Below are 21,726 nucleotides of genomic sequence, written 5' to 3'. Positions count from 1 at the left end.
AGACAACGTGGATCTGGTTTTCAAAGCTGCCTTGGGCGCTGGCGTGGTAGTCCTGCTGGCGATCCTGTCGAAGACGCGCAACTACTACATCGCCGGCCTGGTCCCGCTGTTCCCGACCTTCGCCCTGATTGCCCACTACATCGTCGGCAAGGGCCGTGGCGTGGACGCCCTGAAGACCACCATCGCCTTCGGCATGTGGTCGATCATCCCCTACTTCGTGTACCTGGCGACGCTCTACGTGCTGGTCGATCGCCTGCGCCTGGAGGCGTCGCTGGCCCTGGCCACCGTCGCCTGGCTGATGGCAGCGACGGTGCTGGTTACCCTATGGGTGCGCCTGCACTGAGGCGCCTGCCGGCTTACAGCCCGGCCAGGTGGGTCATGTCCTGCCGGTGCGCTTGCAGGTAGGGCAGCACGGCGCCCAGCAGGGGCGCCTTGAACGGCGCCTGGAAGCGGTGCGCCAACCCCGGGATCAGGCGCAACTGGCTGCCCTGGATGTGCGCGGCCAGGTGCACCCCGTGCATCACCGGCAGCAATGGATCGGCCGTGCCGTGCACCACCAGGGTTGGCACGCGCAATTGATTGAGCAGCTCGACCCGGCTCGGCTCGGCCAGTATCGCCATAATCTGGCGCTTCGCCCCCTCGGGGTTGAACGCCCGATCGTAGGCGGCTGCCGCCTGTTGCAACAGGGTCTGACGATCGTCGTGCACCTGCGGGCTACCCAGTGCCGCCAGCAGGTCGGCCTGCTGTTCGATGGCCACCTCGCGGCTGGGCGCACTGCGCCGGGCCAGCAGCGCTACCAGCGCCGGGGCCGGTGCCGGCAGGCCTGCCGCACCGGAGCTCGACATCACCAAGGTCAGGCTGCGCACACGCTCGGGCGCCATGGCAGCCATGTGCTGGGCGATCATCCCGCCCATGCTTACGCCCAGTACATGAAACTGCTGGATCTGCAGGGCGTCCATCAGGCCCAGCCCGTCATCGGCCATGTCGGTCAGGGTATAGGGCGCGGTCACTGCCAAGCCCAGCTTGTAGCGCAGCAGTTCGACGGTCAGGTTGGCCGCAGGTGGCGGCTGGTTCCAACGCGACAGGCCGGCATCGCGGTTGTCGTAGCGAATCACCCGGAAACCTTGGCGGCACAGGGCCTCGACCACGTCGTCGGGCCAGTGGATCAATTGCCCGCCAAGGCCCATGACCAGCAGCAGCGCCGGGTCGCGAGGCGCACCGACGCTCTGGTAGACCAGGCTGATCTCGCCCACCTCGGCACGTTGCACCGGTACATCGGTGGCGCAACGCTGTTCGGCGAACGCCATTGGCATGCTGAATAGAAAGAAGACAAGAACACGTAAAGCCCGCATGAAAGAAACACCAGAATGCAGATCCCCAGTAGATCGCGAGTCTGATGAATTCCATGCGTTCGCGCTGCCACAGTTCAGTGACAGTTTGATGACCGCTGCCGAGCGGTCACTGACAGTCACCTGTCGACAGACGCAGCAACATGAGGGAAACTCAACTCGTCCCGTTTGTTCCCCCATTTTCGTTCCCGGAGTCAGCCGTGCTGGAGATGCGTCACCTGAAAACCCTTCATGCCTTGCGCGAGGCCGACAGCCTGGTGGAGGCCGCCGAGCGCCTGCACCTGACCCAGTCGGCGCTGTCGCATCAGTTCAAGGAACTTGAAGAGCGCCTGGGCCTGCCGCTGTTCGTGCGCAAGACCAAGCCGATTCGCTTCACCAGCGCAGGCCTGCGCCTGCTGCAACTGGCCGACGCTACCTTGCCGCTGCTGCGCGGCGCCGAGCGCGATATCGCGCGGCTGGCCGGCGGCACGGCCGGACGCCTGCACATGGCCATCGAATGCCATAGCTGCTTCCAATGGCTGATGCCGACCATCGACCAGTTCCGCGATGCCTGGCCGGAAGTGGAACTGGACCTGGCTTCGGGCTTCGCCTTCGCCCCCCTGCCCGCCCTGGCGCGCGGCGACCTGGACCTGGTCGTCACCTCCGACCCGCTGGACCTGGCCGGTATCACCTACGTGCCGCTGTTCACCTACGAGGCCATGCTCGCGGTGGCCAACCAACACCCGTTGGCGAGCAAGCCATATATCGTGCCCCAGGACCTGATCGACCAGACACTGATCACCTACCCGGTGGAACGTGATCGCCTGGATATCTTCACCCGTTTCCTCGAACCCGCCGACATCGAGCCTGCCGCCGTGCGCACCTCGGAGCTGACGGTGATGATGATGCAATTGGTGGCCAGCGGCCGTGGCGTCTGTGGCATGCCGCACTGGGCATTGCACGAGTACAGCTCGCGGGGCTACGTGAAGGGCAAGCGCCTGGGCGAGAAAGGCCTGTTCGCCACGCTCTATGCCGCGGTGCGCACCGACATGCTCGATGCGCCCTACATGCGCGACTTCCTGCTGACCGCCAAGGACACCTCGTTCGCCACCCTCGACGGCGTCAGCGCGGTGCGTTGAGCGCCTGGCGGTACAGCGGCAGGATCAGGTCGCGGGTCAGGGGCGCCAGCGCCAGGGCTGGCGCCTGATCGGGGGCCAGCCAGACCACCTCTTCGATTTCCGCGGCGGGAGTGACCACGGCGTCGGTCTCGACCCGGAACAATTGCGCCTGCACCTCGAAACCCGGCTCGTTGGCCGCCGGGGCACTGAACTGGCCCAGGTGGCTGGCCTGGGCCGGGTCGATGCGCAGGCCAAGTTCCTCGTGCAGCTCACGCACCAGGGCCTGCACAGGCGTCTCGCCGGCGTCGATGTTGCCGCCAGGTTGCATGAAGGCCTGGGTGCCGCGCTTGCGTACCAGCAGGGTACGACCCTGAGAGTCGATCAGCAGGGCGGCGGCGATGCGGATGGTGTTGGGCATGGGGGGCTCGCTGGGAAAAGTGAAATGGCGTCTCTACCGGCCTTATCGCCGCCAGACCGGCGACAGGGCCGCATCAGTCTACCGGGATCCGCGACGAACGGCCCCTTGCTAAAACCGATCATCCCCACCATAACCACTACATGAACCTGCCAGCCCACCAGCACCCGGTGCTCGAGCTGTTTCACCCTGCCGTCGGCGCCTGGTTCCGTCGCCATTTCGCCACGGTCACCGACGCTCAGGCTCGCGCCTGGCCGCTGATCCATGCCGGCCAGTCGATGCTGCTCGCCGCCCCGACCGGGTCCGGCAAGACCCTCAGCGCCTTCCTTGCGGTACTCGACGAACTTTTCCGCGCGGGCCTGGCCCACGGCGGCGAACTGCCCGCGCACACCCAGGTGGTCTATGTCTCGCCGCTCAAGGCGCTGTCCAACGATATCCGCCTGAACCTGCAAGCCCCGTTAGAAGGCATCGCCCAGCAGCTCGACGAACAGGGCCTGCCAGCACCGCGCATCACCACTGCGGTGCGCACCGGTGACACCCCGCAGAAAGAACGCGCAGCCATGCGCAAGCTGGCCCCGCACATCCTGGTCACCACCCCCGAATCGCTGTACGTATTGATGGGCTCGGCCTCCGGACGCCAGGGCCTGGCCAACGTGCACACGGTCATCGTCGACGAGATCCACGCCCTGGCCGGCAACAAGCGCGGATGCCACCTGGCACTGACTCTGGAACGCCTGCAAAGCCTGTGCGGCCGACCGTTGCGGCGCATCGGCCTGTCAGCCACCCAACGTCCGGTGGAGCGGGTCGCGCAGTTTCTGGTCGGCCAGCATCGCCCCTGCGCGATCGTCGACGTCGGCCATGCGCGCCAGCGCGACCTGGCCATCGAGGTGCCGCCGGTACCGCTCGGCGCGGTCATGGCGACCGATGTCTGGAACCTGGTGTACGACCGCCTGGCCGCCCTGGCCCGCGAACATCGCACCACCTTGGTATTCGTCAACACGAGGCGCCTGGCCGAGCGCCTGACGCGCCACCTCAGCGACCGCCTGGGCAAGGAAGCGGTCGCCGCGCACCACGGCAGCCTGGCCAAGGAGCTGCGCCTTCAGGCCGAGCAACGCTTGAAGAGTGGCCAGTTGCAGGTCCTGGTGGCGACCGCCTCGCTGGAGCTGGGCATCGACATCGGCGATGTCGACCTGGTCTGCCAGATCGCCTCGCCGGGCTCGATTGCCGCGTTCCTGCAACGGGTGGGCAGGTCCGGACACCAGGTCGAGGGCACTCCCAAAGGCCGCCTGTTCCCCACCTCGCGCGACGACCTGATCGAATGCGTGGCCTTGCTCGACTGTATCCGTCTGGGCGAACTCGACCAGTTGCACATCCCCAAGGCACCGCTGGACGTACTCGCCCAGCAGATCGTCGCCGAGACCAGCAACCAGGACTGGCCGGAACAGGCGTTGTTCGACTGCCTGCGCCAGGCCACGCCCTACGCCGACCTCGACATTGGCCACTACCAGGCCCTGCTGCGCATGCTCGCCGAGGGCTACAACGGCCGCCAGGGCGTACGCAGTGCCTACCTGCACCGCGATGCGGTCAGCGGCATGCTGCGCGGGCGCCGGGGCAGCCAACTGACCGCGCTGACCAGCGGCGGGACCATTCCCGAAACCGCCGACTATGCCGTGCTGCTCGAACCCCAGGCGCTGAACATCGGCAGCGTCAACGAGGACTTCGCGGTGGAGAGCATCGCCGGCGATATCTTCCAGTTGGGCAATGCCTCGTACCGCATCCTGCGGGTCGAGCCCGGACGTGTGCGCGTGGAAGACGCCCACGGGCTGCCGCCGACCATCCCGTTCTGGCTGGGCGAGGCGCCGGGGCGCAGTGACGAGTTGTCCGCCGCAGTGGCGCGGCTGCAGGCCCGTCTCGACGAGCAGCTGGCGCTCGCCGGCGGCGACTTCGCGCAGGTTCTGGCCTGGCTGCAGGCAACCTTCGAGCTGGGCGAGGACAGCGCCAGCCAATTGCTCGACTACCTGGGTCGCACCCGCGAAGTGCTCGGCGCCCTGCCCTCCCAGCAGACGCTGGTGATGGAGCGCTTTTTCGACGAGTCCGGCGGTACCCAGCTGATCATCCACTCGCCCTATGGCAGCCGGATCAACCGGGCCTGGGGCCTGGCGCTGCGCAAGCGCTTCTGCCGCACGTTCAATTTCGAACTGCAGGCGGCGGCCAGCGAGGATGCGATCGTGCTGTCGCTGTCCACCAGTCACAGCTTCGAACTGGACGAAGTCTGGCGCTACCTGAACAGCCGCAGCGCCGAGCCCATCCTGGTCCAGGCACTGCTCGACGCGCCGTTGTTCGGCGTGCGCTGGCGCTGGAACGCCGCCGTTGCCATGGCCCTGCCGCGCTATGTTGGTGGGCGCAAGGTAGCGCCGCAGATCCAGCGGATGAAAAGCGAGGACCTGATCGCCGCGGTGTTCCCAGACCAGATCGCCTGCCTGGAGAACCTCGCCGGCGAACGGGAGATCCCGGAACATCCCCTGGTTGAACAAACGCTCGACGATTGCCTCCACGAAGCGATGGACAGCGAAGGCTGGCTGGCCCTTTTGCGGCGCATGGAAAGCGGCGAGGTGCGCCTGCTCAGCCGCGACCTGCCCGCGCCCTCGCCGCTGGCCTCGGCCATTCTCAATGCGCGGCCCTATGCCTTCCTCGACGACGCGCCGCTGGAAGAGCGGCGCACCCAGGCGGTACTCAACCGACGCTGGAACGAAGTGCACAGCGGCGACGACCTGGGCGCGCTGGACGCCGATGCCATTGCCGCCGTGGCTGCAGAAGCCTGGCCGCAGCCAACCCGTGCCGACGAGATGCACGAAGCCTTGATGAGCCTTGGCGCCATCAACCAGGAGGAAGTCCAGGCCAACCCCGGCTGGGACCTGCTGCTGCGGCAACTGGCCAAAGGTGGCCGCGCCCTGCGCCTGCCGGATCACAAGCTGTGGCTGGCCCGCGAACGACAGAACCTGTTGCAGGCGGTATACCCAGGTGCGCGCGCCGAGCCGCAACTGCCGCTGCTGCCCGGTTTTGACCAAGTCATCGAGCCCGACAACGCCCTGAGCGAACTGCTACGCGCACGCATGAGCGGCCATGGCCCGTTGACCCTGGCGCAGATCGCCGCGCCACTGGGCAAGCCAGGCCCGGCGGTGGAGCAGGCACTGGCCCGCCTGGAAGCCGATGGCTATGTGCTGCGTGGCCATTTCAGCCCAGGGCAGGCCAACGTGCAGTGGTGCGAACGCCACCTGCTGGCGCGCATCCATCGCTACACGGTCAAGCGCTTGCGCCGCGAGATCGAGCCGGTCAGCCTGCAGGACTACATGCGCTTTCTTTTCGACTGGCAGCACCTGGCTGCCGACGCACGCCTGCGCGGGCCACAGGCAGTGGCCGAAGTGCTGGGCCAGTTGCAGGGGTTTCCCAGCGCAGCCGGGGCCTGGGAAGCCGAGTTGCTACCGGCGCGCATCGCCGACTACAGCCCGCATTGGCTCGACGAGGCCTGCCGCAGCGGGCAGTTCAGTTGGTGCCGACTGGCGGCGACGGTCTCCAGCAATACCTTGTCGAGCACGCCCCTGGTGTTGCTGGCGCGTGAACACCTGGCGCAATGGCGCAGCCTCGCCCCGGTGCCGGCGCTGGACGAGCTGGGCGCACGTGCGCAACGCGTGCATGCCGTGCTGCAGGAGCAAGGGGCGCTGTTTTTCGACGAACTGGCGCAGGAGGCCCACCTGTTGCCCAGCGAGCTCGAAAGCGCCCTACAGGGGCTGGTCGGCGCCGGGCTGGTCGGTGCCGACAGCTTCAGCGGCCTGCGCAGCCTGATCACCCCGGCGGCTAAACGCTCATCGCGCAATAGCCGGCGCGGCCATCCGCCGATCTCCAGCAGCATGGCCCATGCCGGACGCTGGGCACTGCTGCGCCGGGGTACTTCAACGTTGGACGAGCACCAGCGCCTCGAGCACATCGCCCACGCCCTGCTGCGCCGCTACGGGGTGATCTGCTGGCGACTGCTGGAACGCGAAAGCGATGTGCTGCCGCCCTGGCGCGATCTGCTGCGCTGCTACCACCGCCTGGAGGCGCGCGGTGAGATTCGTGGCGGGCGCTTCATCGCCGGGCTCGCTGGCGAACAATTCGCCTTGCCGGAGGCAGTCGGCTTGCTCAGGCAGGTACGTCGGCGCGAACCCACCGGCGTGCTGACGGTGATCAGCGCCAGCGATCCGTTGAACCTGATCGGCTCACTGCTGCCCGGGGCGAAAGTGCCGGCGATCAGCGGCAACCGCCTGCTCTATCGCGATGGCGTGCCAGTAGCGGCGCGAGTGGCCGGGCGCTACAGCTACCTGGTCGAGGCCTCGCCAGAGCAACAGCAAAGCTGGCACCAGAAATTGCTCCGCGACATGCTTTGAGCCATTTCTTTCGCGAATCATTTTCGATACCCCGATTTTAATTTTCAACCGCTGCGCATCCCGGCTATGTTCGACGTTTGCCCAGGCCCTGAGCCTGACCGAGCCATCGCAAGGACCCTGTATGAGCCTGTCACTTCTCAGTCGCTATGCCGTCTTCGCCGCCTGCGTGTTGTTCACCCTGGCGACCCTGCCGCTGCTGCACCACGAATGGTTGTGGCCATTCACCTTGACCACCGGCGTGCTCAGCCTGATCGGCCTGTTCGACTTGCTGCAGAGCCGCCACGCGGTGCGCCGCAACTATCCGATCCTCGGCAACATCCGCTATCTGGTCGAAGGCATCCGCCCGGAAATCCGCCAGTACCTGCTGGAGGCCGACAGCGAGGCACTGCCGTTCTCCCGCGCGCAACGCTCGCTGGTGTACGCGCGCGCCAAGAACGAGGGCGCGGACAAGCCTTTCGGTACCTTGATCGACGTGTACCAGTCGGGCTTCGAGTTCATTGGCCACTCCATGCGCCCCGCCCCGCTCGCCGACCCGGCGAGCTTTCGCATCATCGTGGGTGGGCCGCAGTGCACCCAGCCCTACTCGGCTTCGATCTTCAATATCTCGGCGATGAGTTTCGGCGCACTCAGCGCCAACGCCATCCGTGCCCTCAACCAAGGTGCCAAGCTCGGTAACTTCGCCCACGACACCGGCGAGGGCAGCATCAGCCCTTACCATCGCGAGCACGGCGGCGACCTCGTCTGGGAACTGGGCAGCGGTTACTTCGGTTGCCGCACCGCCGATGGGCGCTTCGATCCGCAGCGTTTCGCCGAACAGGCGCGCAACCCGCAGGTGCGGATGATCGAGATCAAGATGAGCCAAGGTGCCAAGCCCGGCCACGGCGGCATTTTGCCCAAGCACAAGGTAACCCAGGAAATCGCCGAGACCCGTGGCGTGCTGATGGGCGAGGACTGCATCTCGCCCTCACGCCACAGCGCGTTTTCCACCCCGGTCGAGATGATGCACTTCATCGCCCAACTGCGTGAGTTGTCCGAAGGCAAGCCGGTGGGCTTCAAGCTCTGCCTGGGCCATCCGTGGGAGTTCATGGGCATCGCCAAGGCCATGCTCGAGACCGGCATCCTGCCCGACTTCATCGTCATCGATGGCAAGGAAGGCGGGACCGGCGCAGCACCGGTGGAGTTCACCGACCACATCGGCGTGCCGCTGCGCGAGGGGCTGCTGTTCGTGCACAACACCCTGGTCGGCCTCAACCTGCGCGACAAGATCAAGCTGGGTGCGAGCGGCAAGATCGTCAGCGCCTTCGATATCGCCAGCGTGCTGGCCATCGGCGCCGACTGGGCCAACTCGGCCCGTGGCTTCATGTTCGCCATCGGCTGCATTCAGTCGCAAAGCTGCCACACCAACAAATGCCCGACCGGCGTTGCTACCCAGGACCCGTTGCGCCAACGTGCGCTGGTAGTGCCGGACAAGGCCCAGCGGGTGCTGAACTTCCACCACAACACCCTGCGCGCCCTGGCCGAAATGCTCGCTGCGGCGGGGCTGGAACACCCGGCGCAGTTGGAGGCAAAGCATCTGGTACGACGCGTGTCGGCCACCGAGATCAAGCTGTTCTCGCAGATGCATGTGTTTCTCAAACCCGGCGAATTGCTGACCGGCGAGATCAGCGGCGAGTTCTATTCGCGCATGTGGCGGATGGCGAGGGCCGACAGTTTCGAACCGCATGCCGCTTAGTGCGTGAGGTTCACCTTCCTGCAGACGAGGGCGCAACGAACAGCAATGCTCGGGATGTGCCCTTGCCGATCTCGTCCTGTTTGATCAAGGACCGTTCGAGCTCGCGCTCGGCGGTCGATACCTTTCCATCGCTTAGCCACCACATTCGCTTGTGTTGTCGCACCAGCATCGACGGATTGGTCACGATCAGTTGGAGCGAAGCAGGATAAAGCGGTCGGTCATTCTTCTTGGCGGGGTGTCGCTATATACATACAGGGGTTGACCTGACTTGTTGTAGAAGTCGAGGATCAATGGCGATGTGCCGGCCACGAGAACATCGCCGGGCTGCCAACGCTTGCCGACCTCGGCCATGACGCAATCCAGCCGATTGCCGATCCAACTGGTTCCCCCGTTCAGATTCGACGATTGCGTATAGAGGTAGACCAGCCCCACGCCCTCGAGCGCGAGACAGGTGCCCAATGACAATGCCAGCCGATACCAGGATAGCCTGGAGAAGAAGATCGCCAGCAGTATGGGCATGCAGAGCAAGGCAAAGAGCAAATAGCGCTCCATGAACATAGGTCTGTAGTAAGAGCCGAACCAGGCAGCCAGGAGCGGAACGCAACAGAAGCCAGCCAGTATCCAACAGAGCCGACCACGCGTCTGATCCAGGCGAACCGCAAGGGCCCCGGCGATCAGCAAGATGGCTAGCAGCAGCGACATCAGCACAGCGACATAGGGCGCCTCGACACCCAGGGTGAACGCTCGCCATGTGGCAAGTGGCAACGTCTGGACGCTGGGGCGCTCGATCCAGTTCAACCCCCTGGGCTCCGTTGCCTGCCGGAGCATCGTTGCCAGCCAGGGCAACAAGGCCAGAGCGATGGTCAAATTGCACAACCACCAAGACCGCGCCAGGATCAAGCGACGACCGCCATCGCCGCGGAGCAACGCTACGCACACCCAACTGGCCATGGCCGCCAGCAACGTGAAGTAATGGGTATACATGCCGAGGATCATCAGCAGCATATAGGCCAACAGGTAGCCGCTGCGTTGCTGCCTGGTCCATGCCGACAACGCGTACAACGCCGATAGCATCAAGAAGCCGTGCATGGCGTACATGCGTGTTTCCTGGCTGTACCGCACGGCGATGGGAAACAGGGCGAGCAACAGGCCCGCCATTACCACCGTCGGCCAGGCGTATACACGGCGTACGAGCAACATTCCCACCGCTACCGTGGCCGTACCGAACAGGACGCTCAAGCCCCGCACAGCCAGTACGCTGTCGCCCAACCCGACCATCCAGTAATGCAGTACCAGGTAATACAGGGGTGGATGCACGTCAGATGCCGTGAAATAGATCATCTGCTCGAGGGGCAGGCGCGCTAGCCATACACTGAACGCCTCGTCAAACCAGATAAGCGGTACGCCGACCTGGTTGAGGCGGGCGATGACGGCTATCAGCAAGATCAATCCGACCGTCCCCACCTTGCTCAGGCTTGCCGCTCGCCATGATGAAGGGGTAGTTGCGGACATTTCCGACGTTCGTTCCAGCATCCTTGCGGCCTCCCAAGCTCCCCACTGTCAAGCTTGGCGATATTCAGTCGGTAGAGCTACTGACAGAATTATCAGTTGACAGCCTGGCTTGCCATTGAGACTGGCAAAGATCCATTTTGTATAGCGCCGCTCCTGGCGTTATCTTCGATAGACAGACCGCGCCAGCCGCGCCTACACGAAACGAAGGTAAACAGCGAGAGCGCAGCGATTCGCCTGCCGTCGCTCTGGCTGTTGATCTTGCTGTTGATCTTGATCTACCCGCGACCTCAGGAGGCCGAGCGTAGGCGGCTGGAGGGCCAGGTGCGCAGCACCCTCCGGCGTAGCCGGAGGCGCGAGATGTAGACTTGCGCAGCAAGTCGTAGGCCGCGCGGGCCCGCAAGTCGCCGAAGCGAGGGAACCCCGAAGCGCAGCGTAGGGGCCGTATGTGGGAGCAAGCGGTTTTGCGCTACTTTGTCCAAGAACAAAGTAGCCCGCCGTAAAGGCGGAAGGGGCCGGTAGCGCCGCTACACAAAATGAATCGTGCCCACTCTCAATGCCAAACCAAGCCAAGCCCCCCAGACAATCCGTAAAGAACCTTTTCAACCCACGGATTCGACAATTTTTTCACCTCACCCCGCCAACGTCTAAGCTTCAGGCAAGCAAGACGAAAACACCTGGCCGGATTGAAGACTATGGGCGCACTGTGGCAATCGGAACCAAGCAGAACGGAAGCACCCACGACACCTCAGGCCGAAGTGCCACAGCCTAAGTCCCCACGTCAGCGCCGGCTGTGGTGGCGGCTGATCCTGCTGATCCTGCTGGTGGCGATCATCGCCATCGGCTTCGCCGCGTATGACGAGTTCCGTACCTCCAACCTGCAATCACGTGAATTCAGCCGCCTGGCCGGTACCCTCACCTACTCCCTGCAACGCGGCCCGAGCGACGCTATCGTCTACCCCGGCGAAGGGCCTTTCGACAAACGCCTGGGGTATAGCGCACTGGGCGAGTTCCTGCCGCGCCTGCTCAAGCGCGACTACCTGATCAGCGAGCAGGTGCAGTTCTCGCCAGCCTTGATGAGCTACGTCAACCATGGTCTGTTCGCCCCCTACATAGAGAAGATCCAGGCCGGGCTGTCGATCACCGACTGCCGCGGCGACACCCTCTACCAGTACAACTACCCGCAGCATCTGTATCCCGACTTCGCTGCCATCCCGCCCGTGATGGTCAACAGCCTGCTGTTCATCGAGAACCGTGACCTGCTGGATACCAAGGACCCGCGCAACAACCCGGCCGTGGACTGGCCACGTTTCGCCAAGGCCGCCTACAGCCAGGTGGCCAAGTACCTCGCCCTGCCGGGCCAATCCGCCGGGGGCAGTACCCTCGCCACGCAGCTGGAGAAGTACCGCCACTCGCCCGACGGCCTGACCGTCTCGGGGGCCGAGAAGATCCGCCAGATGATTTCCGCCAGCGTGCGCGCCTACCAGGGCGGCCCGGACACCACAGAGGCGCGGCAACGCATCGTGCGCGACTACCTCAACAGTGTGCCGCTGTCGGCAGTACCAGGGCATGGCGAGGTACACGGCATGGCCGAAGGCCTGCGCGTGTGGTACGGCGCCGACTTCGACCAGGTCAACCAGGCCCTGACCTCCACCGCCAGCGACGCCGAGAGCATGGCCGCCCGCGGCCTGGCCCTGCGCCAGGTGCTGTCGCTGATGATCGCCCAGCGCCGGCCGTCGCATTACCTGTCCAAAGGCCGCACGGAGCTTGCCGAACTCACCGACTCGCACATCCGCGTGCTGGCCGCCAACAACGTGATCGATCGCCCCCTGGCCGACGCGGCCCTGGCCAGCAAGGCGATATACCGCGACTGGGTGGCGCAACCGACCATCGTGCCGATCATCACCAACAAGGGCATCAGTCTGGCACGCAACCGCCTGGCTGGGATGCTCAATCGCCCGTTGTACGACCTCGACCGCCTCGACCTGTCGGCCACCAGCACCTTGCAGGCCGACCTGCAGGTCCAGGTCAGCCAGTATCTGAAAAACCTCGCCGACCCCGAGTTCGCCGCGCAGATGGGCCTGATCGGCGAACGCCTGCTGACCTCCAAGACCACCGACCAGGTGAGCTACAGCTTCACCCTGTTCGAACGCACTGGCGATGGTTCGCGGGTCCGGGTGCAGACCGACAGCACCGACCAGCCGTTCGACATCAACGAAGGCAGCAAACTGGAACTCGGCTCGACCGCCAAGCTGCGCGTGCTCACCACCTACCTGGAAATCATCGCGGAGCTGCACGACAAGTACGCAGGCAAGCCGGCTGCCGAGCTGAAGAAGGTCGAGGTCGCCGAACTCGACCGCATCACCCAGTGGTCGCTGGAGTGGCTGGCGCTAAACAGCAAGAACCAAAGCCTGGATGCCATGCTCGACGCAGCGCTCGACCGCAAGTACTCGGCCAACACCGGCGAGGCGTTCTTCACCGGGGGCGGCATGCACGTGTTCAACAACTTCCGCAAAGAGGACAACGGCCGCAACCCGACCCTCAAGGATGCCCTGCGCGAATCGATCAACCTGCCGTTCATCCGCCTGATGCGCGACATCGTGCGCTACGTCACCTACCAGCAGCCGTACAACCGCGTACCGTTGCTCAAGGACGATTCCGACCCACGCCGCCAGGAATATCTGGCCCGCTTCGCCGACAAGGAAGGCTCCAACTACCTGATGCGCTTTTGGAAGAAGTACCAGCGCAAGACCTCGCAGCAGCGCCTGGATACCTTCCTCGACAGCATGCGCGTCACCCCGCAGCGGCTGGCCGCGGTGCACCGCTACCTGTTCCCCGAGGCAGGCCAGGAAACCTTCAACGCCTTCGTGCGCGCGCACAGCAAGGACGACAAGGCAGCGCTGGCCAAGCTCACCGACGGACGCCTGGTGGAGATGTACGACGCCTATGGCCCCGGCAAGTACGACTTGCCCGACCAAGGCTTCATCGCCAAGGTCCACCCGCTGGACCTGTGGTTGCTCGGCTACCTGCTGAAAAACCCCAGCGCGACCCTGACCGAAATGCTCAACGCCAGCCACTTCGAGCGCCAGGAAGTCTATGGCTGGCTGTTCAAGAGCCGCCACCAGGGCGCCCGCGATAGCCGCATCCGCACCATGGTCGAGATCGAGGCCTTCACCGAGATCCATCAGCGCTGGAAGCGCGTGGGTTACCCGTTCGACCATCTGGTGCCATCGCTGGCCACCGCGATCGGCAGCTCCGGCGACCGGCCAGCCGCCTTGTCCGAGTTGGTCGGTATCATCCAGAACGATGGCGTGCGTCTGCCGACCCTGCGCATCGACACCCTGCACTTCGCCGCCAACACGCCCTACGAAACCAAACTGATCAGCGACCCGGACCGCGGCCAGCGCATCCTTCCGGTGGAAGTGGCGCGAGCGCTCAAAGGTGCCATGTCGCAGGTGGTCGATGCCGGTACCGCCCGGCGAATCTCCGGCAGCTTCAAGCTGCAGGACGGCACTCCACTGGTGATGGGCGGCAAGACCGGTACCGGCGACAACCGCATCGAGAGCTTCGGCGCCGGCGGCCGGCTGATCGGCTCGCGTTCGCTCAACCGGACCGCCACGTTCGTGTTCTACCTGGGCGACAACCACTTCGGCACCCTCACCGCATTCGTACCGGGCAAGACCGCCGAGGCATTCAAGTTCACCTCGGCGCTGCCTGTGCAGGTACTCAAGGGCATGGCGCCGATCCTCATGCCGTACCTGCAGCCGGGCAACCCGAACGAGTGCAAACCGCCGCAGGTGGCCATACGTTCGGGCAACCCATCGAATAGCTAGATGAGAATCATCGGCATTTAGAGGCTTGTGTTTAGATATATCTTGAGTAATATCTTGCGATATATCTAAACACACACGGAGCCTCACCCCATGCGCGATCCCTACGCCCATGATCCCTTGGAGCGCCGCCCCGGCCGCGGTGAGCGTGGCCCCCGGGTATTCGCCCCCGGCGACCTGAAGCTGTTGATCCTGTCGATGCTCGCCGAGCAGCCTGGCCACGGCTACGACCTGATCCGCCAGATCGAAAAACTCTTCGATGGCAGCTACAGCCCGAGCCCCGGGGTCATCTACCCTACCCTCAACTTTCTTGAGGAGGCCGAGTTGATCAGCGGCCAGCCCCAGGGCAGCAAGCGCCTCTACGCCATCACCGACGCTGGCCGCCAGGCCCTCACCGAACAGGCGGTCGCCCTCGACGGCGTGCGCATGCGCATCGACGTCAGCAAGCGCGCCCTGCGCGGCCATGATCGCCCGCCGGAAATCCACGAGGCGGTCGGCAACCTGCGCCACGCCTTGCACATGCACAGTGGCCGCTGGACTCCGGAAGAGATCGAACGGGTCCGCAGCCTGCTCAACGAAACCGCCAAGGCCATCGCCTCCGGGCCGGCCGCCCTTGTCACGGAGAACACCCATGAGTGACACCATTCACCGCGTCAACCACGAAATTCGCCGCCGCCGCCTGGAGGTGCTGCGCGTCACCGACCTGACCCCACGCATGCGCCGCATCACCGTGGGCGGCCCGGAGTTGCAGGGTTTCACCAGCCTGGGCACTGACGACCATATCAAGCTGTTGTTCGCCGAAACGCCCGAACAGCAACAGGCCCTGGAGGCCGGGGGCCTGGGCCGGGATGGCGGCGTGCGACCGACCATGCGCGAATACACGCCACGGCGCATCGACCTGGTCGCCAACGAACTGGACATCGATTTCGTCCTGCACGGCGACGGCCCCGCGTCGACCTGGGCCGCCCAGGCGGCGCCCGGACAGGTACTGAACATCGCCGGGCCACGGGCATCGATGGTGGTGCCCGACATCTTCGAAAGCTACCTGCTGATCGGCGACGAAACCGCCATTCCGGCTATCGGCCGGCGTCTTGAGGAACTGCCAGCCGGTCGCAAAGTGCTGGCGGTGATCCAGATCGAGGACGACCAGGAGCGCCAGCCGCTGCCAAGCCAGGCGCAGGTCGAAGTGATCTGGGTGAAACGTGAGGAAAACCTGCTGGCGCTGATCCAAGGGCTGACACTGCCTGCGGGCAAGCTGTACAGCTGGGTGGCCTTGGAGAAATCACTGACCCGCCAGGCCAAGGCGCTGCTGCTGGACAAGGGCGTGGCGGACGATGCGCTCAAGGCCGCGGCCTACTGGCGCGCCGATGGGACTGCGGACGACGAGTGATTCGTCGTCTGTCCTGCCCCCATCGCCGGCAAGCCGGCTCCTACACGATGGCAACTCGCCTTTGAATTGCGCTGCAGACGTTGAGGCGCGCCCTATGTGTAGGCGCCGGCTTGCCGGCGATAGGGCCCCTACGACCTACGCGAAACCCCGCGACGCCCGCCACCGGTCCAGTCCCAGCAACACCAGGCCGATAGCCCAGAACCCCGCCAGTACCCCCAGCGCATTGAGCATGACCTGCCCATACCCGAGGCTGGCCACATCGATGAACGGATAGGCATACACGCCGATCTCACTCCCCCGCCACAGCGCATAGGCGAAATACACCGCCGGATACAACGCCCACAGCGCCAGGTGCCAGAGCCGCAGGCTGCCCTTGGGGACCTCGGACCACCAATACAGCACGTATAGCAGCGGCATCACGTCGTGCAGCAATTCGTCCGCCAGCCACTGCCAGCCCTCGGGATGCCAGAGGTGGCGCAGCAACAGGCTGTAGGCGAGCGCCACCAGCACGATGCTTGCAGCCACCGCCGAACTCACCGCAGGCGACAGGAAAAAGCGCCTCGCGCGGCCCTCATGGCCGAATGCGGCGTAACTGAGCACCGTCGCCACCAAGGTATTGCTCAGCACCGTGAAGTAACCAAACACATTGACCAGGCCGCCGATCAGGCTGGCCTGTTCCTGCCAGCGGGCCAGCAGCACCAGGTAGACCTGCACCGCCAGGGCGAACCAGCCAAGCACGGCCGCTGCGGTCAACCACGGGCGGGCCGGCAGCTCAGGCATTGCGCTGCAATTTGACGTAGAGCTGCTCGACCTTCTCCCGCGCCCAGGGCGTCTTGCGCAGGAAGGTCAGGCTCGACTTGATGCTCGGGTTGCTCTTGAAGCAGCGCACGTCGACGCGCTCGGCCAGGCCCTGCCACTGATAGTGGGCGACCAGTTCGGTGAGGATCTGCTCCAGGGTCTTGCCGTGCAGCGCATTGTGTTGGGCCGTGCTCATGCCAGTGCTCCGTAAAAGATGCGCACCTTACACGAGTGTAGTGGCCGATGCTGAGCACGATGCTCGCGGCGCCCTTGCAGAAAGCGCTGGCCAAGGCTCAAGTCCCTGTGCTGAAATAGTGATGTTATACAGTAACAATACAAAAGAATCTGCCAAGGAACGCCTCGCCCCCATGCAGCACATCCCGCTACGCCTCTCCCCCCTCGCCATCGCACTCTGGCTGGCCGCTTCACCCAGCCAGGCCGTGGAACTCGCCCCCCAGGTCATCACCGCCAACCCGCTGGGCAATGGCCAACTCGCCGCGCCCAGCACCGTGCTCGAAGGCGACGACCTGCTCCAGCAGCAACATGGCAGCCTGGGCGAAACCCTGAACAAGCAACCCGGTGTCGCGTCCACCTGGTTCGGCCCCGGTGCCAGCCGACCGGTGATTCGTGGCCTGGATGGCGATCGCATCCGCATTCTGCGCAACGGCGTCGGTGCCCTGGACGCCTCGTCGCTGTCCTACGACCATGCGGTGCCTCTGGACCCGGTCACCGTCGACCGCGTCGAGATCGTGCGCGGCCCGGCAGCGTTGCTGTATGGCGGCAATGCCATCGGTGGCGTGGTCAACACCTTCGACAACCGCATCCCCGACGCCCCCATCGAGGGCATCCACGGGGCCGGTGAACTGCGCTATGGCGGTGCCGACACCACTCGCAGCAGCGCCGGCAAGCTGGAAGCCGGCAACGGCGCATTCGCCCTGCATCTGGATGCCAACAGCCGCCAGTTCAACGACCTGCGCATTCCCGGTTATGCGCAAAGCTCGAACGTGCGCGACGCTGACAATCCCGGCAAACACGGGCGCCTGGAGAACAGCGACGGGCGTCAGGATGGCGGCGCCATCGGCGGCAGCTACCATTGGGACCACGGCTACGCGGGCCTGTCCTACAGCCGCTACGACAGCAACTACGGCTCGGTGGCCGAGTCGGGTGTGCGCCTGGACATGAAGCAGGACCACTACGCCTTCGCCTCGGAACTGCGCGACCTCGACGGGCCGTTCAGTTCGGTCAAAGTCGATGCCGGCTACACCGACTATCAGCACAGCGAGATCGAAGAAGGCGAGGTGCACACGACCTTCAAGAACAAGGGCTACGAGGCCCGCATCGAGGCCCGCCACCAGCCGCTGGGGCCGCTGGAGGGGGTGATCGGCGCGCAGGTCAGCCGCAACGAATTCTCCGCCCTGGGTGAAGAAGCCTTCGTCCCGCACACCGATACCGACAGTCTGGCGCTGTTCGCCCTAGAGCAATGGCAGGCTACCGAGCGCCTGAACCTCAGCCTGGGTGCACGCATGGAGCACACTCGGGTCGACCCGGACGCCAAGGGCAACGAGAACTTCGTCGATGCCGACAGCAGCAGTACCTTCAACGCTTACAGCCTGTCGTCCGGCGCGGTCTACCAACTCGACCCGGTGTGGGCCGTGGCGGCCAACCTGGCCTATACCGAGCGCGCCCCGACGTTCTACGAGCTGTACGCCAACGGCGCGCACGTGGCCACCGGCGCCTACGAGGTCGGCGATGCCAATCTGAACAAGGAAAAGGCGATTTCCGCCGACCTCGCGCTGCGTTTCGACAACGGCACCCACAAGGGCAGTGTCGGCGTGTTCTACAGCCACTTTCGCAACTACATCGGCCTGATCGGCACCGGCAACCTGCGCGAAGGCCATGACCACGACCATGATGAAGACGACCACGACCATGACGAGGACGGCTTCCCCGAGTACCAATACCAGGGCGTACGCGCACGTTTCTATGGCATCGAAGCCCAGGACCGCTGGCAATTGCTGGAAAATCGCTACGGCAGCTTCGCCCTCGAGCTGTCCGGCGACTATACCCGGGCCAAGAACCTCGACAGCGGCGAACCCCTGCCGCGCATCGCTCCCCTGCGCCTGAACAGCGGGCTGGTCTGGGAACTGGACCGCTGGCAGGCACGGGTCGACGTGCAGCATGCCGCGTCGCAACACCGCAAGCCGGACAACGAAACCAGCACCGATGGCTACACCACCTTGGGTGCCAGCGTCGGTTATCGCTTCGATATCGGCCAGAGCCAATGGCTGGCATTCGTGCGGGGCGAAAACCTGACCGACCAGACCGTGCGCTATGCCAGTTCCATCCTGCGCGACATCGCGCCGGCCCCGGGGCGCAGCGTCGAGGTTGGGCTGCGAACCACCTTCTGAGCCATGCCCATCGCCGGGCCTACCGGCGATGGGCTCGCTACTTTTACCGAATCGGCAACGATTCCCTGCGACAATTTGTCTTTTTTTCACGCTGGCACCGCTATATCCTCCCGCCCAAGCTGAAACGATTAATCCGATCCAGATAGCGTCCTGAACAGTGAGCCCTCCACGGCCCGCTGCGCTTGGCCGTTTTTTATTCAAAAGACGATTTTCAAAAGACAGCGCTGTCTTGTGCGGAACAATCAATGCCGGCTGCTACTACTGTAATTGCGCAAGCACTGAAATTTGACCTGACGGAGTACGTAAGATGAGCACCGAAGGTGCCAAGAGTGAAAAACACCGGCTGCCGCGCATCATGGGCGTGTTGCTGCTGTTGATGGGCCTGGCCTTGCTGGCAGGAGGCATCAAGCTGAGCCAGGTGGGAGGATCGCTCTATTATCTGATTGCAGGGATCGGCTTTGCCCTGAGCGGCATCCTGCTGCTGGCCAAGCGTCGCATCGCCCTGGGTCTGTATGGCCTGGTGCTGCTCGGCAGCACCGCCTGGGCGGTGCTGGAAGTCGGCCTGGACTGGTGGCAACTGGTGCCACGCCTGTCGCTGTGGTTCGCCATCGGCCTGGTCCTGCTGCTGCCCTGGGCGCGGCGCCCGCTGATCGGTCCGGCGGCCAAGGCCAACACCGCCCTGCTTGGGGTCGCCGTGCTGGCATCCGGCGCCTGCGCGCTGGCCAGCCAATTCACCCATCCTGGCGAAGTGTTCGGCGAAATAGGCCGCCAGAGCAGCGAAATGGCCAGCGCCGCACCGTCGATGCCCGACGGTGACTGGCAGGCCTATGGCCGCACCGAACATGGTGATCGCTACTCGCCGCTGCGCCAGATCACCCCGCAGAACGCCTACCGTCTGGAAGAAGCCTGGCGCATCCAGACCGGCGACCTGCCGACCGAGAACGACCCGGTCGAACTGACCAACGAGAACACCCCGCTCAAGGCCAACGGCATGCTCTACGCGTGCACCGCCCATGGCCGGGTGCTGGCCCTCGACCCCGACACCGGCGCCGAGATCTGGCGTTTCGACCCGCAGATCAAGAGCCCGACCAACACCTTCAAGGGCTTCGCCCACATGACCTGCCGCGGCGTCTCGTACTATGACGAGAACAGCTACGTCAGCCGCGACGGCAGCCCCGCACCGAAGGTATCCGATGCAGGTCAGGCGGTAGCGCTGGCCTGCCCACGCCGCCTCTACCTGCCCACCGCCGACGCCCGCCTGATCGCCATCAACGCCGACAACGGCCGGGTTTGCGAAGGTTTCGCCAACCAGGGCAGCATCGATCTCAGCACCGGTATCGGCCCGTTCACCGCCGGTGGCTACTACTCCACCTCGCCCGCGGCGATCACCCGCGAACTGGTGATCATCGGCGGCCACGTCACCGACAACGAGTCGACCAACGAGCCCTCTGGCGTGATCCGTGCCTACGATGTGCACGACGGCCGCCTGGTCTGGAACTGGGACAGCAACAACCCCGACGACACCAAACCATTGGCCGCTGGCAAGATGTACAGCCGCAATTCGGCCAACATGTGGTCGCTGGCCAGCGTCGACGAGAAACTCGGCCTCATCTACCTGCCGCTGGGCAACCAGACCCCCGACCAGTACGGGGCCAACCGCACCCCAGGCGCCGAAAAGTACAGCGCCGGCGTAGTGGCGCTGGACCTGGCCACCGGCAAGGCGCGCTGGAACTACCAGTTCACCCATCACGACCTGTGGGACATGGACGTGGGCAGCCAGCCGACCCTGGTGCACCTGAAGACCGACGACGGCGTCAAGCCGGCGATCATCGTCCCCACCAAGCAAGGCAGCCTGTACGTGCTCGACCGCCGCGACGGCACGCCGATCGTGCCGATCCGCGAAATCCCGACACCGCAGGGCGCGGTGGCTGGCGACCACACCGCACCGACCCAGGCGCGCTCGGACCTCAACCTGCTGGGCCCGGAGCTCAGCGAACAGGCCATGTGGGGCGCCACCCCGTTCGACCAGATGCTGTGCCGCATCCAGTTCCGCGAGCTGCGCTACGAAGGCCAGTACACGCCGCCGTCCGAACAGGGCAGCCTGATCTACCCGGGTAACGTCGGGGTGTTCAACTGGGGTGGCGTGTCTGTCGACCCGGTGCGCCAGCTGCTGTTCACCTCGCCCAACTACATGGCCTTCGTGTCGAAAATGGTGCCGCGCGAGCAGGTTGCCGCCGGGAGCAAGCGCGAAAGCGAGACCAGCGGCGTACAGCCCAACACCGGTGCGCCGTACGCGGTAATCATGCACCCGTTCATGTCGCCCTTGGGCGTGCCGTGCCAGGCACCGTCCTGGGGCTACGTGGCGGCCATCGACCTGTTCACCAACAAGGTGGTGTGGAAGCGCAAGAACGGCACCACTCGCGACAGCACGCCAGTGCCGCTCGGCTTGCCGGTGGGCGTACCGAGCATGGGCGGCTCGATCGTCACCGCCGGCGGCGTCGGCTTCCTTGCAGGTACCCTCGACCAGTACCTGCGCGCCTACGACACCAACGACGGCAAGGAGCTGTGGAAGGCCCGCCTGCCTGCCGGTGGCCAAGCCACGCCGATGACCTATACCGGCAAGGACGGCACCCAGTACGTGCTGATCGTCGCCGGCGGCCACGGCTCGCTGGGCACCCGGATGGGCGACTACATCATTGCCTATAAATTGGCAAAATAAGTCTCCCGGGCCCTGATGCCCCTATCGCCGGCAAGCCGGCTCCTACGGGAGCAAG

14 protein-coding genes are annotated in these 21,726 nt (G+C 64.9%); 9 read left to right on the top strand and 5 right to left on the bottom strand.

The window, feature by feature from the left end:
• The first annotated feature begins 7 nt into the window (after window positions 1-7).
• The gene (locus E6B08_RS06210; protein ID WP_136913221.1) at window positions 8-343 is read left to right on the top strand and encodes a GlpM family protein; all 336 of its coding nucleotides are present in this window, start codon (window positions 8-10) and stop codon (window positions 341-343) included.
• A gap of 13 nt (window positions 344-356) precedes the next feature.
• Here the strand turns inward: E6B08_RS06210 and E6B08_RS06205 are convergent, their stop codons facing one another.
• Window positions 357-1,352 (bottom strand): alpha/beta fold hydrolase, encoded by a 996-nt coding sequence (locus E6B08_RS06205; RefSeq protein WP_136913220.1) that lies wholly within the window; start codon window positions 1,350-1,352, stop codon window positions 357-359.
• 197 nt (window positions 1,353-1,549) lie between these two features.
• Here E6B08_RS06205 and metR point away from each other — a divergent pair, with 197 nt between their 5' ends.
• Window positions 1,550-2,467, top strand: coding sequence for a transcriptional regulator MetR (metR, locus tag E6B08_RS06200; RefSeq protein ID WP_136913219.1), 918 nt, complete (start codon window positions 1,550-1,552; stop codon window positions 2,465-2,467).
• On the opposite strand, the gene E6B08_RS06195 is transcribed toward metR, so the two are convergent.
• Window positions 2,451-2,864: an NUDIX hydrolase gene (locus tag E6B08_RS06195; protein WP_136913218.1), complete on the bottom strand. Its 414-nt coding sequence runs from the start codon at window positions 2,862-2,864 to the stop codon at window positions 2,451-2,453. The genes metR and E6B08_RS06195 overlap by 17 nt on opposite strands.
• Window positions 2,865-3,004: 140 nt before the next feature.
• Here E6B08_RS06195 and E6B08_RS06190 point away from each other — a divergent pair, with 140 nt between their 5' ends.
• Window positions 3,005-7,285 carry a DEAD/DEAH box helicase gene (locus E6B08_RS06190; RefSeq protein WP_136913217.1) on the top strand — a complete coding sequence of 1,427 codons (4,281 nt, stop codon included), beginning with the start codon at window positions 3,005-3,007 and terminating at the stop codon, window positions 7,283-7,285.
• Between the two features lie 121 nt (window positions 7,286-7,406).
• Window positions 7,407-9,017 (top strand): FMN-binding glutamate synthase family protein, encoded by a 1,611-nt coding sequence (locus tag E6B08_RS06185; RefSeq protein ID WP_136913216.1) that lies wholly within the window; start codon window positions 7,407-7,409, stop codon window positions 9,015-9,017.
• A 186-nt stretch (window positions 9,018-9,203) separates the two neighbouring features.
• Here E6B08_RS06185 and E6B08_RS06180 read toward each other — a convergent pair whose 3' ends face one another.
• Window positions 9,204-10,550, bottom strand: a complete 1,347-nt coding sequence (locus tag E6B08_RS06180; RefSeq protein WP_136913215.1) for a glycosyltransferase family 39 protein — start codon at window positions 10,548-10,550, stop codon at window positions 9,204-9,206.
• 671 nt (window positions 10,551-11,221) lie between these two features.
• On the opposite strand from E6B08_RS06180, the gene E6B08_RS06175 reads away from it, so the two are divergent.
• From E6B08_RS06175 to E6B08_RS06165, 3 genes are all read left to right on the top strand, one after another.
• Window positions 11,222-14,359, top strand: coding sequence for a transglycosylase domain-containing protein (locus tag E6B08_RS06175; protein WP_136913214.1), 3,138 nt, complete (start codon window positions 11,222-11,224; stop codon window positions 14,357-14,359).
• 90 nt (window positions 14,360-14,449) lie between these two features.
• A complete protein-coding gene (locus E6B08_RS06170) occupies window positions 14,450-14,995 on the top strand; it encodes a PadR family transcriptional regulator (protein ID WP_136913213.1) in 546 nt (181 codons plus the stop codon).
• Complete coding sequence (locus E6B08_RS06165; RefSeq protein WP_136913212.1) at window positions 14,988-15,746, top strand: siderophore-interacting protein; 759 nt, start codon at window positions 14,988-14,990, stop codon at window positions 15,744-15,746. Before E6B08_RS06170 ends, E6B08_RS06165 begins: the two co-directional genes overlap by 8 nt.
• 135 nt (window positions 15,747-15,881) lie before the next feature.
• Here the strand turns inward: E6B08_RS06165 and E6B08_RS06160 are convergent, their stop codons facing one another.
• Together E6B08_RS06160 and E6B08_RS06155 are read right to left on the bottom strand one after the other, a co-directional pair.
• Window positions 15,882-16,517, bottom strand: a complete 636-nt coding sequence (locus E6B08_RS06160) for a Pr6Pr family membrane protein (protein ID WP_136917337.1) — start codon at window positions 16,515-16,517, stop codon at window positions 15,882-15,884.
• A gap of 1 nt (window position 16,518) precedes the next feature.
• Window positions 16,519-16,740 (bottom strand): VF530 family DNA-binding protein, encoded by a 222-nt coding sequence (locus E6B08_RS06155; RefSeq protein WP_133332077.1) that lies wholly within the window; start codon window positions 16,738-16,740, stop codon window positions 16,519-16,521.
• Window positions 16,741-16,912: 172 nt separating this feature from the next.
• On the opposite strand from E6B08_RS06155, the gene E6B08_RS06150 reads away from it, so the two are divergent.
• On the top strand, window positions 16,913-18,952 hold the full coding sequence (locus E6B08_RS06150; RefSeq protein ID WP_136913211.1) for a TonB-dependent receptor: 2,040 nt from the start codon (window positions 16,913-16,915) through the stop codon (window positions 18,950-18,952).
• A gap of 307 nt (window positions 18,953-19,259) precedes the next feature.
• Window positions 19,260-21,671: a glucose/quinate/shikimate family membrane-bound PQQ-dependent dehydrogenase gene (locus E6B08_RS06145; RefSeq protein WP_136913210.1), complete on the top strand. Its 2,412-nt coding sequence runs from the start codon at window positions 19,260-19,262 to the stop codon at window positions 21,669-21,671.
• The last annotated feature ends 55 nt before the right edge of the window (window positions 21,672-21,726 follow it).

It is taken from the genome of Pseudomonas putida (assembly GCF_005080685.1).
In the GTDB taxonomy this organism is placed as follows: Bacteria; Pseudomonadota; Gammaproteobacteria; order Pseudomonadales; family Pseudomonadaceae; genus Aquipseudomonas; species Aquipseudomonas putida_V.
The sequence above is the reverse complement of the archived record's forward strand: the minus strand, read 5'-3'. Positions and strand labels throughout refer to the sequence as shown.